This window comes from Phormidium sp. CCY1219 (assembly GCF_055795085.1).
This window is the reverse complement of record NZ_JAYFEQ010000616.1, coordinates 1-10,960: the sequence shown is the minus strand read 5'-3', so window position 1 is coordinate 10,960 and position 10,960 is coordinate 1. Positions and strand designations below refer to the sequence as shown.

Genomic DNA, 10,960 nt, shown 5'->3' with positions numbered 1-10,960 from the left:
GATGACCAGTCGCTACCGTGGGGGAGGTGCTTTCACATGACACACTTCATGGGGTGGGCTTTCACCACCATCGACATCCAGTTGTCAAGGTTTTCCCAGTTTTCCTTCGGATTGTAAGGATTTTGTAAAGAGTTGTGAAATTCTCTTGACCTTTAGTTTTCCGAGGTTTTTGGTTGACTTTTTTTTTATCGGTTTATACCGTTTTGTTTTGGCCAACCATCAGACTTATCGTCTTCTGGGGGTTCAGCCTTGGGGGCTGTGTTCATTGCCCCGCTTACGTTTCGGGCATTTACCCTCCACTTTTGCGGGAACGAATCGCACGGAATGGTTGATATCTTACCATATTTACCACATTTACCCCCTGGCAAGGGTGGGCATCCAGTTTCCCCTGTTCCCCTGCCGTCTGGGAAACGCCACGGAGGATCTGCACCTTTGCGATCGCCAAAAATGGCAGGGACGATATCGCCACTGCCATTTTTTTAGTTTTGCGTTATAGAGCGGGTAACGCGATTCGAACGCGCGACATTCACCTTGGCAAGGTGACGCTCTACCACTGAGCTATACCCGCAAATTTCAATCTTTTATTAGTATTTCACAAACTTCTGAGTTTGTCAACACTTTTGGAAAATTTTTTTAGCCGGAGGAAGGCGGTAAGGCTCGCAGTTCTCCGGCGGTGAGGGTTTCAGCCGTCTGACTCTGACTGAGAAGACACCTCGAGGGTGGTGGAGTTGGGAGAACGGGAGGCGGGTAAACCGCGATCGCCACTGGTTGCGGCGGGGGAATTGCGATCGTCGCCGCTGCCCTTAAATTGCTGCATTAAACTCGCCATCTCGATGGCATTCATTCCATATTCCCAGCCTTTATTGCTTTTAATGCCCGCACGTTCCAGGGCTTGCTGCATAGTATCTGCGGTAAGGATGCCAAAAATCACCGGCACACCGGTTTGAAAGCCAGCGGCGGCAATGCCCTTAGAAACTTCAGCGGACACATAATCAAAATGAGGCGTATGCCCGCGAATTACCGCCCCGAGACAGATCACCGCATCGTAGCGCCCGCACAGGGCCAGTTGTCGCGCCATCATCGGAATTTCAAAACTGCCGGGAACCCAAACATAGTCCACCTGGGTGCCATGAGGATTCACATCGATCCCGTGACGCTGCAAAGCATCCTGACATCCCTGTAGTAGTTTGCCGGTAATCAAATCGTTAAAGCGACCGATAACGAGCGCCAAGCGCAAGCCTTCGGTGTGGGTAAACCTTCCCTCGAAAACAGCCATAGAAGAATTCTGCAGTTGTACTCAATGAAATTGCGGTTGAGGGCGATCGCTGATGTGCGCCAATCCTCCCCGGAGGGTTGGAGGGTGTCTACCATAGAGACAGCCAGAAAGTTTCTGCCGCAGCGATCGACCCAAAGTTGAGGTTGCTTAAACCACCAAAAAGTTTAAGACTCCCACCAAAACCACCAGAGCCAGCCATACCCCAGAACCAATGAACAGCAGGGGTTTCGATTGATTCCAATATTGGGGGGAAGCATAGGCGACGGGAACGCCAATCACCATTGCAAACGAGAGGATAACCAGAGCCGCAAGTGCCAGTTGAAATAGAATTGACATTTTCCTTTCTCCCTTTAATAGAGTGGCATGAATAATATCCGGTTGAGCCAGAAGGAGGGGGAATGCCCCCGGCGCGACGACCCCCGGGGATCGCCCGTAACCGAAAAAGCTTTCGCCCGATCCGTTGCACGCTTGCTCAACAGTTTTAGGCTACCAAAAAACGCTCCGCTCTCATAGAGGCAAAAAAACTTTCGTGCTGGCAAAGCGTACAGCACTTCCGCCACAAAGGACAAGCGCTGGGGAATTGAGAATTGGGAATTGGGAACTCAGAATTGAGAATCCAAGCCTTTCCCCGGGCGTGCTGTGTTGGATTGGGGGGAAGGGGGAGGGAAGGGGATTGGGCAACGCTACATTACGGCACAGAGGAGTCAAAGCCACTTACTATAGAAAGAGCCAGTGGCGATCGCGCACAAATCTTGCAGGAAAGAAAACACGAACGCGCCGCACTCAATTCGGTTTGCCAAACCAGGTTGCAGCAGCATTGAGCAACAAAGGAAAGAGAAATGGATTTAATTTTGTGCCATACCACAGCAGATTTCGATACCCTCGGCGCAGCAGTAGGGCTGACGCGGTTGCATCCGGGAAGCCGGATCGTACTGACTGGCGGTTGTCATCCGGGGGTGCGGGAGTTTTTGGCGCTGCATCGGGATGAATATCCGCTCATCGAACGGCGATCGGTCAATCCAGGAGCGATCCGCTCGTTAACCATCGTCGATACCCAACTGCGCGATCGCCTAGGCAAAGCGAGGGAATGGTTAGACTTACCCTTACCCATTTATTTGTGGGATCATCACTTCACGGAACACTCGGACATTCCCGCCACGGAAACCCACATCGAAGCGGTAGGAGCTGCCACCACCTTAATCGTCGAACAACTCCAAAAAGCCACAGAAAACGCAGAATTCACCACAGAGCGCAAACCAGACCCCCATTCACCATTTTTAATTCCCCCGCCGAACAATCCACATTCTGCCATTATCAGCGTAGCGGAAGCCACCGTCATGGCCTTAGGCATTCATGTAGATACCGGGTCGCTCACCTTTCACCACAGTACCCCTCGGGATGCCAATGCCTTGGGGTGGTTGATGCAGCAGGGAGCCTCCTTATCGGCGATCGCGGAATACGTAGAACCCGCATTATCAGGCCAATTGCAAGACCTGCTGGCCACCACCTTAGATCGACTGGAAACCGAAACCCTAGAGGGATATACCGTATCCAGCGTCATGCTCGAGAGCGAAGATTACGTGCCTGGGTTATCCAGTTTAGCCGGCAGAGCGATCGACTTAACCGAGAGTGACGCCCTGCTGCTCGGACATCGTTTCCCCTTAAAAGACGGAGAGGAAGAGCGCCTCACGGTTATCGGGCGATCGCGCATTCCGGGCACCAATCTCAAAACCCTCTTCCAACCCTGGGGCGGTGGCGGTCATCCCCGGGCTGCCTCCCTCACCCGCCGCGATACCCAAGCCTGCGCCACCTTCGCCCAACTCCTAGACCATTTCAAACAGCAAATTCCCCCCCCACCGGTGGCGCGCGAACTCATGTCCTCTCCGGTGCGAACCATCCGCCCGGAAACCACAATTCACGAAGCCCAACGCATTCTCTTGCGCTACGGGCACTCCGGTTTATCCGTAGTGGATGCCGAGGGCTTTCTGGTGGGCGTCATTTCCCGGCGAGATATCGACATCGCCCTCCACCACGGATTTTCCCACGCCCCGGTCAAAGGCTACATGAGTGCCAATCTCAAAACCATCGATCCCCAAACTCCGCTGCCAGAAATCGAAGAGATTATGGTCACCTACGACGTGGGACGCCTTCCGGTCTTAGATCGGGGAAAATTGCAGGGAATTGTCACCCGTACCGACGTGCTGCGACAACTGCATCACGAAAACGCCACCACCAAGAAACCCAGCTTCCCCTCTCCCGTTGCTCCCTATTGCCCGTTACCCCAATCCCTAGAGCAACTGCTATCGCGTCGCCTCGCCCCGCCATTGTGGCACCTGCTCGATCGCGCCGCCCAATTGGCGCAAGAGCGCGGCTGGCACCTCTATCTGGTAGGCGGCGCAGTGCGCGACGTACTTGTCAATGCCACCCAGGATGGCGGCCAAATCGAGGTTGCAGCAGCGCCCCAATCAGAATCCCCACTTCTGCTCACCGACATCGATATGGTGGTAGACGGATATCATCGCGCCGCCGATGCCGGTGCGGGGGTCGAACTGGCCAAAGCACTGCAAAAACAGTATCCCGAGGCGCGCTTGGACACCCACGGTCAATTCCAAACCGCTGCCTTGTTGTGGCACAAAGACCCGGTACTCGATTCCCTCTGGATCGATATTGCCACCGCCCGCACGGAATTTTATCCCTATCCCGCCGCCAATCCAGAGGTAGAAGCCTCTTCCATTCGCCAAGACCTGTACCGCCGAGATTTTACGATTAACGCCCTTGCGGTGAGGCTCACGGGAACCAATCGTCGCGGAGAGATGTTGGATTTCTTCGGCGGATGGCTCGATTTGCAAGACCGACGGATTCGAGTGTTACATGCCAATAGCTTTATCGAAGACCCGACCAGAATTTATCGCGCCGTGCGCTTTGCGGTACGGTTGGGATTCGAGATCGAACCCCAGACGCAAGGGTATATCAGGCTGGCAATTGAAAGTGGGATTTACGAGTTATCGGCGACGGAAAATCGTCGCGTCCCCGCCCTGGAAACGCGACTGAAAAGCGAATTGAAATACATTTTGCAAGCGCCGTATTGGAAACCGGCTTTGGAACTGCTCGGATCGTTTGATGCTTTGCGCTGCATTCATCCGAGTTTGGCGTTCGATCGCGATTTGTGGCGTAAGCTGCAGTTGGTGGATCGCTGGATTCGCAGTTTAGGGGTGGTGGTGAAGGAGAATGGGGCCTTGAAAGGTTCAAAAAGGGGAAAAAACCAGTCGGCAAAGCAGGTGTTTCATTTACCGGCGTATTGGGAAATTCGCTTGGAAGTCATCATCGCCCATTTGGCACCGGCCTATCGGGGCGAGGTGGCGAGAAATCTGCAACTGAGTGCGCAGAGTATCGATCGCCTGGAAGGGTTGGCGGCGGCGTCAGCCCAAGTCACTCAGGTGAGGGAGGCGCAGCGCCCCAGCGATCTGGTGCGATTGCTGAAAGGGTATGATGTGGCTATGTTGATGTTGATTGCCCTGAACGCTGCGCGATCTCTGCGTCGGCGGATTTGGGAATATGTCACCCGATGGGCAGATGCTAAACCGTTGCTTAATGGGAACGATCTCAAGAGACTGGGCTACAAACCCGGACCGCATTTCAAGGATATGTTGGATGTGGTTTTGGCGGCAACGGTGGATGGCGAAATTCGCGATCGCGCGCAAGCCGAAGCTTTGGTGGCCAAACGTTTTCCTCGCCCCTAAAGGAGCTTTTAGTGGCGCTGCAGGCGATCGGCTACAGGCAACGGGGGTTTTGTTTTGGGAAGATAGAGATCTCAAGAATTGCCAACCATTAAAATACAGATATGGATGCTAACGAACTGCTGAAGCGTTATGCAGCAGGAGAACGAGATTTTAGGGGTGCCTACCTGGTGCGGGCCGATCTGATGTTTGCCGAACTCAGTCTGGCGGATCTGTACGATGCTGACCTCAGTTGTGCGGATTTGTATGAGGCCAAACTGAGCGGGATCAAGCTCAGTGGCGCGAATCTGGAAAATGCCCATCTCTGTCGCGCTGACTTGAGCAATGGCAAGTTGTTTGGTGCGAAACTCAATTTTGCCGACCTGTATCGCGCCGATTTATTTCGCGCCGATTTATTTCGTGCGGAACTCAGCGATGCGGATCTGACCCGCGCCAATCTGACCCGCGCCGATATGAGTGGCGCGAATTTAACCCGGGCTAACTTAACAGAAGCTAACTTAAGTCAGACTAATTTAAGCGATACAAATCTCTCCTTTGCTACTCTCAATGCTGCCAAGCTGAACGGAGCAAAACTCAATACAGCTAACTTAAGTGAATCTCGCTTGTACGATGCTGACTTAACCGGGACGAAAGCAGAAAAAGCGGATTTGAGAAATGCGGAATTGTTTGGGGCGAAATTAATCGAGGCGAATTTACTCGAAGCAGATTTACGGAATGCCAAATTAAGCGAAGCAAATCTAACCAAAGCCACACTCGATGGCACGAATTTCTCTGGTAGCAATCTCAGCCGCACGAATCTCAGCGAGTCTTCCCTGAAGAAAGCGAATTTGGTCGAGGCTAACTTAAGTGAAGCCACCCTGAGAAAAGCCAATCTCAAAGGGGCGAAACTCTGCGATACGAATCTCAGCCGCGCCAATCTCACTGAAGCCATTTTAGTGGGGGCAGATTTCTCCAGTCCCAAAAAAGAAGCAACCCTGGAGCGCAAGGTTTCCCTGAAACACAAGTGTCCCGTCACTCTCGGTCGCGATTCAAGCGTCACTTTACAATTGTATTCCCCTTTCGTCTCTCGCCGTCACGCCACTATCGAAATTGACGAAGGCGGAAACTACATCATCAGCGATCGCAAAAGCACCAATGGGATCTTCGTCAACGAACAGCAGGTGAACGATTCGATGGAACTCCCGGATGGGGCAAAAATTCGCATCGGACCGTTTACTTTGTTTCTGCGCGGCGACGAACTAGAATTGCAAAATCAGCAGGCGAGCCAACCCACTTGTCTGAGTGAAGCCGATTTGAGTAAAGCGGATTTACGCAACGCGAACCTCAGTGGGGCGAATCTTTATCGAGCCAATCTGATGGAGGCGAATCTCTCGGGTGCGAATCTGCGGGGGGCAAGCTTCGTTCATGCTAATCTCAGTGGAGCTACCATGCCCGATGGTTCGGTTCACGATTAAGATCGCGGGGAAGCAAACTCTGGGCGATCGCTGGGTGATTTTGCCATTTTTTGCTACATTAGTTCATTCGGAGTCACTCCCCCCTTAACTCCCCGGGGATTAACTGTATTTCCACACAGACAACTACGAATTTTTACCTTTCATTCCTAACATGCTAAGAGCCGGAATTGTCGGACTCCCCAACGTGGGGAAATCCACCTTATTTAATGCGTTAGTTGCCAATGCCAAAGCGCAAGCAGCAAATTTTCCCTTCTGCACCATCGAACCCAATGTGGGGGTGGTTGCAGTACCCGATGAACGACTCGAAGTGCTGGGCAAACTGTCTAAATCCGAGCAAATTGTTCCGACTCGCATCGAGTTTGTGGATATTGCCGGATTGGTGCAAGGAGCCAGCCAAGGCGAGGGGTTGGGCAATCAGTTTTTATCCCACATTCGCCAAGTTGACGCGATCGTTCATGTGGTGCGCTGTTTCGAAAGCGAGGATATCGTTCACGTTGCCGGTCAAGTGGATCCGTTGCAGGATATCCAGGTGATTAACCTGGAACTTGGGTTGGCGGATTTGGCCCAAATCGAGCGGCGAATGGAACGCACCCGCAAGCAAGCGCGCACCAATAAAGACGCCCAAAGCGAGTTAGCGGTTCTGGAAAAATTAGCGGCGGCGTTGAATGAAGGCTTGCAAGTGCGTCAAGTTGATTTAACCGCAGAAGAAACCGAATTGATTCAACAGTTAGATTTGCTGACGCTCAAACCAATTATTTATGCCGCAAATGTTTCGGAAGATGACCTGGCAACGGGCAATCAATGGGTAGAACAGGTGCGCGAACTTGCCGCCGAGGAAAATGCCAAGGTGGTGGTCATTTCGGCACAGGTGGAATCGGAACTCATCGAACTTCCGGAAGAAGAACGCACCGATTTTCTGGAATCTTTGGGGGTTTCGGAAGGCGGCTTGCACTCTCTGATTAAAGCAACTTACGAGTTGTTAGGATTGCAGACATTTTTGACCACCGGACCGAAAGAAACTCGCGCTTGGACGATTGTTCGGGGAATGTTAGCCCCGCAAGCTGCAGGGGTCATTCATACGGATTTTGAACGCGGTTTTATTCGCGCGGAAACGATTGCGTATGAGGATTTGGTTGCCAGTGGTTCGATGAATGCGGCGAAGGAAAAAGGCTTGCTTCGCAGTGAGGGGAAAGATTATGTGGTTCAGGAAGGCGATGTGATGCTGTTCCGGTTTAATGTTTAAGCAAAATTTCAGGGAGGAATGAGCGCAAGGGTTGCGATCGCCCCCTCATTTCGGGGATATATTTTCTCCCTCGGTTCGCTTCCGATTTTCTTCCTGAGTGGGATAAATTCCGCACCTGTGGGGGAGGCACGCCTACCTCTCCCCAGGGTTATTTTTACCGGAATTTTTTATGGGGACTCTATCTTAAAATACGAATTAGCCGCTTGTGTGTTTTCTTTTTCGAGTCGGGTCAGCAGTCGCTCTACTGTGGTGGTATCGTTGGATTGCAACCGCACCGCTTGCAATATATAGTCTGGGAAAATGGTGGTTAAATCTTCAGAATAATGTTCGCCCCCGCGCGGCATTTGATGCCGAATAACTTTATACAATAAGCCGCGTTTTTCTAAGATGAGGGCGATGGGAAAACTGACTTCACTGTTTGATTTTAGCTGAGTATCTGTGAGATTGTATTCCTGGCAAAGCGTCCACAAATAGTGGTAAAATTTACCTTGTCTGGTTTCGATTCCATACACTTGATAGGCGCAAAATGTCTGATGGGGTTTGACTCCCTCGCCCATCACTTCTTTCAGAAATCCCGGACTTTCCAGATAGTCTTTGGTCGCTTTTTCTACTTTGGCCAGCGAATCAGATTGTAGGGTGACAGCAGGTCGATCGCATCCGCTCAGGAACATGGTAGCCGACAGCAACACCACGGCGATCGCCACCTCCAATGATAGGGCTTTTCGCAGAATCAGTATAATCAATCGTTGATAGTCTGATATGGATGGTAAAAATAATGCATTCAATTTGAAGTTCATCGTAAATTGTCACCCCTAGCTTTCACTTTTATCCGTTTTCTGAATTTTTCAGCAGATTATAATTTGGCATAATTATAATCCCACCCGAAAAATTTTCAAAGAACTTCACAAAAAATTTAACTTGTCTAATGAGAAAACCGCCTGTACAGCCATGTCCGCTTTTACAGGGGTTATCTCGGCGAGAAAAGCCACCCCTGGGAGCCGGATTTTTGACCGATGTGGATCCGAAATTGTCATCGCCAGCCACGGTTGAGGATCCACAGGGTCAAACTGGGGATACCTGTGGGGCGATCGAAAAAATTTTTTTCAGTTGAGGTTGCTTGGGTCAAACCATCTGAAATGCGGCAAAAGGACTCCCGTTACACTTCTTGTACAGACGCGATTTATCGCCTATTTGTGGGAAAGAAATTGCCGCCTCCATGCCGTTTTAATTAACCTACCGCCTGCATGTGGAAAAAGCCACAGTGGGGAAATGGAGGGTCAACCCGAAGAATTGCCCTCCCCGGGGTCAATTTGCCTCTACCAGGGCGTTCGCGCAACGCCTTCCACGGCGCGGGGTCGATCGCCCATGTTACACCTCGGAACTATCCAGAAAACACTGCTTGAACCTGCGCAAGGCTGTTTCACTTTCTGGTTCTAGAGCCTGGAACTGGCATCGCAACGAGCGGGTGTGGAAGTGCAAGCCTCTGTTAGACCCCACAGGGTTAACGGCGAGTTGTTGACAACGATCTGGCGAAGGCTGTTGGTATTTTAGTCACAAAACACAGCCGATTTTGTCGTAACATGTCAGGTCATTTTAACCCAAACAGGGTTATGTGGGAACGCTCGAATGGGAGATTAACGGGAAATTCTCGGTCATAGAAAGACCTCGGCCCGCCTTCGTGGGAGAATCCCAATGGGTTGGGCTTGGATCGCGGCGGTTTTTTCCGAGGAAAATTTCATCTAAATTTCACATTTGCTCCATTAGAGCCAGAAAAACTTATCAATGGCATCAACTTTACTTTAAATTTACAATAGCTTATCTATGCCTTTACATTGAGCCTTGCGTTATATAATAAATGAGCTTAAGAATAAATAATGATAGACATAGGAGTAAACCATAACGAGTGACAAGAGCTAGGGTGCTATCTTTCAATGAGAAATTGACAAAACCTCAAATTTATCGGGGTTCGCGGAAAAATCAAACTCCGCACCACCAAATGAGGTTAAAACCAGCAAAAAGTCTCTCCAATTTAGGGTGCGCGGTTAGAGACAGGGCGCATTTTTGGCTCGATCGCCCGAACGACAGGAAAATTCGTTACTCGGAGGCTCGTAACTGATTTATCGTTGGCGGACAAAAAATTGTGGAATTGAGCCTGATGAACCCACAGCAAGCCTGAAGAGGTCAGACATCTAAGGAAAACCAACCAGCCAGTGTCTAAACTGTTACACTCTCGATATTGTAAGGGTTTGAGGCTTTTTAAACTTTACCTTGTCCGTAAAACTACAGGTCAACCAGGACGATTCCTTGCCGGGTAATTCGCGATCGTAAGGTGAACAAACATGAAACTAGGAATTTTATCTACCACAGCACTTCTGCTTGCCCTGAGCTGCGTGAATACTCTCAACGCTCAGGAGAAAGCGGAACGTTTGGATCCACCGCCTCAAACACCGAGAGTTCAACCGGAGAACTTACCGCAGCCACAGCAACAGCCACCCTTGGAAAAATCGGAGAAAGAAGCATCGTTAGCGGCGGCGATCGAACTGAACAAAAAGGCGATCGCGGCATTGCCTAGACTCTTGGGTACTCGCCCCGAACCCATAACCCCAACAGAGGAACTGCTAGAACCCTCCCTCGGCTCGCCATTATCCGCTGAATTACCTCCTCTAGCAGCCGCCAGCTTTTACTTACCCGAGGTGCCACCGACGATGAACGGGTATATCTGGCCCGCAGAAGGAACCTTCACCTCGGGATATGGTTGGCGGTGGGGACGGATGCATTACGGCATCGACATTGCAGGACCGGTGGGGACTCCCGTTCTAGCAGCAGCAGAGGGGATCGTCATTACCGCCGAATGGCATATGGGGGGGTATGGGAATCTAGTAGAGATCGAACATCTGGATGGGAGCATCACCCTGTATGCCCACAATCACCGGATTCTGGTGAGTGAAGGCGATCGCGTGCAAGCCGGTCAAGCGATCGCGCAGATGGGTAGCACCGGCTTTAGCACCGGTCCTCATTTGCACTTTGAAGTGCATCTCCCCGAACAAGGAGCGGTCAATCCCCTGGCATTTCTTCCGGAATCCGGCTTAGCCGCGCGGTTGCCTTAATCGGTTTACCCTTTAGAGAGAAACCACTCACCCATCCGGACTCTAAAGGGATAAAGCCCAAGGGAAATAGTCAGGAACCCCATCCCTAAAGGGAGGGGCTTGGTAAGACTTTATTTTCCCAAGCTCACCTGACCAGAAGACCA

The 10,960-nt window shown here is 51.2% G+C and carries 9 protein-coding genes and 1 tRNA gene; 6 read left to right on the top strand and 4 right to left on the bottom strand.

The window, feature by feature from the left end; genetic code table 11:
• The first annotated feature begins 265 nt into the window (after window positions 1-265).
• Window positions 266-496, top strand: a complete 231-nt coding sequence (locus tag AC0QH1_RS17430; protein WP_324632514.1) for a hypothetical protein — start codon at window positions 266-268, stop codon at window positions 494-496.
• Here AC0QH1_RS17430 and AC0QH1_RS17425 read toward each other — a convergent pair.
• The 3 genes from AC0QH1_RS17425 to psbZ all read right to left on the bottom strand — a co-directional run bounded on the left by AC0QH1_RS17425 (window position 497) and on the right by psbZ (window position 1,612).
• A tRNA-Gly gene (locus AC0QH1_RS17425) sits at window positions 497-568 on the bottom strand. It abuts the gene before it with no gap.
• 114 nt (window positions 569-682) lie between these two features.
• Window positions 683-1,276: a 6,7-dimethyl-8-ribityllumazine synthase gene (ribH, locus tag AC0QH1_RS17420; protein ID WP_324632513.1), complete on the bottom strand. Its 594-nt coding sequence runs from the start codon at window positions 1,274-1,276 to the stop codon at window positions 683-685.
• A gap of 147 nt (window positions 1,277-1,423) precedes the next feature.
• On the bottom strand, window positions 1,424-1,612 hold the full coding sequence (gene psbZ, locus AC0QH1_RS17415) for a photosystem II reaction center protein PsbZ (protein WP_324632512.1): 189 nt from the start codon (window positions 1,610-1,612) through the stop codon (window positions 1,424-1,426).
• 503 nt (window positions 1,613-2,115) lie between these two features.
• On the opposite strand from psbZ, the gene AC0QH1_RS17410 reads away from it, so the two are divergent.
• The 3 genes from AC0QH1_RS17410 (at window position 2,116) to ychF (ending at window position 7,710) form a co-directional block, all read left to right on the top strand.
• Complete coding sequence (locus tag AC0QH1_RS17410; protein ID WP_324632511.1) at window positions 2,116-5,016, top strand: CBS domain-containing protein; 2,901 nt, start codon at window positions 2,116-2,118, stop codon at window positions 5,014-5,016.
• Window positions 5,017-5,117: 101 nt separating this feature from the next.
• Entirely contained in the window at window positions 5,118-6,467 is a 1,350-nt protein-coding gene (locus AC0QH1_RS17405) for a pentapeptide repeat-containing protein (RefSeq protein ID WP_324632510.1), read from the top strand.
• A gap of 151 nt (window positions 6,468-6,618) precedes the next feature.
• Window positions 6,619-7,710, top strand: coding sequence for a redox-regulated ATPase YchF (gene ychF, locus AC0QH1_RS17400; RefSeq protein WP_324632509.1), 1,092 nt, complete (start codon window positions 6,619-6,621; stop codon window positions 7,708-7,710).
• A 167-nt stretch (window positions 7,711-7,877) separates the two neighbouring features.
• Here ychF and AC0QH1_RS17395 read toward each other — a convergent pair whose 3' ends face one another.
• Entirely contained in the window at window positions 7,878-8,453 is a 576-nt protein-coding gene (locus AC0QH1_RS17395) for a hypothetical protein (protein ID WP_324632508.1), read from the bottom strand.
• A gap of 182 nt (window positions 8,454-8,635) precedes the next feature.
• Between AC0QH1_RS17395 and AC0QH1_RS17390 the strand changes: the two genes are divergently transcribed.
• Window positions 8,636-8,821: a hypothetical protein gene (locus tag AC0QH1_RS17390; RefSeq protein WP_324632507.1), complete on the top strand. Its 186-nt coding sequence runs from the start codon at window positions 8,636-8,638 to the stop codon at window positions 8,819-8,821.
• Window positions 8,822-10,049: 1,228 nt separating this feature from the next.
• The gene (locus AC0QH1_RS17385; protein WP_324632506.1) at window positions 10,050-10,817 is read left to right on the top strand and encodes a M23 family metallopeptidase; all 768 of its coding nucleotides are present in this window, start codon (window positions 10,050-10,052) and stop codon (window positions 10,815-10,817) included.
• Window positions 10,818-10,960: the final 143 nt, after the last annotated feature.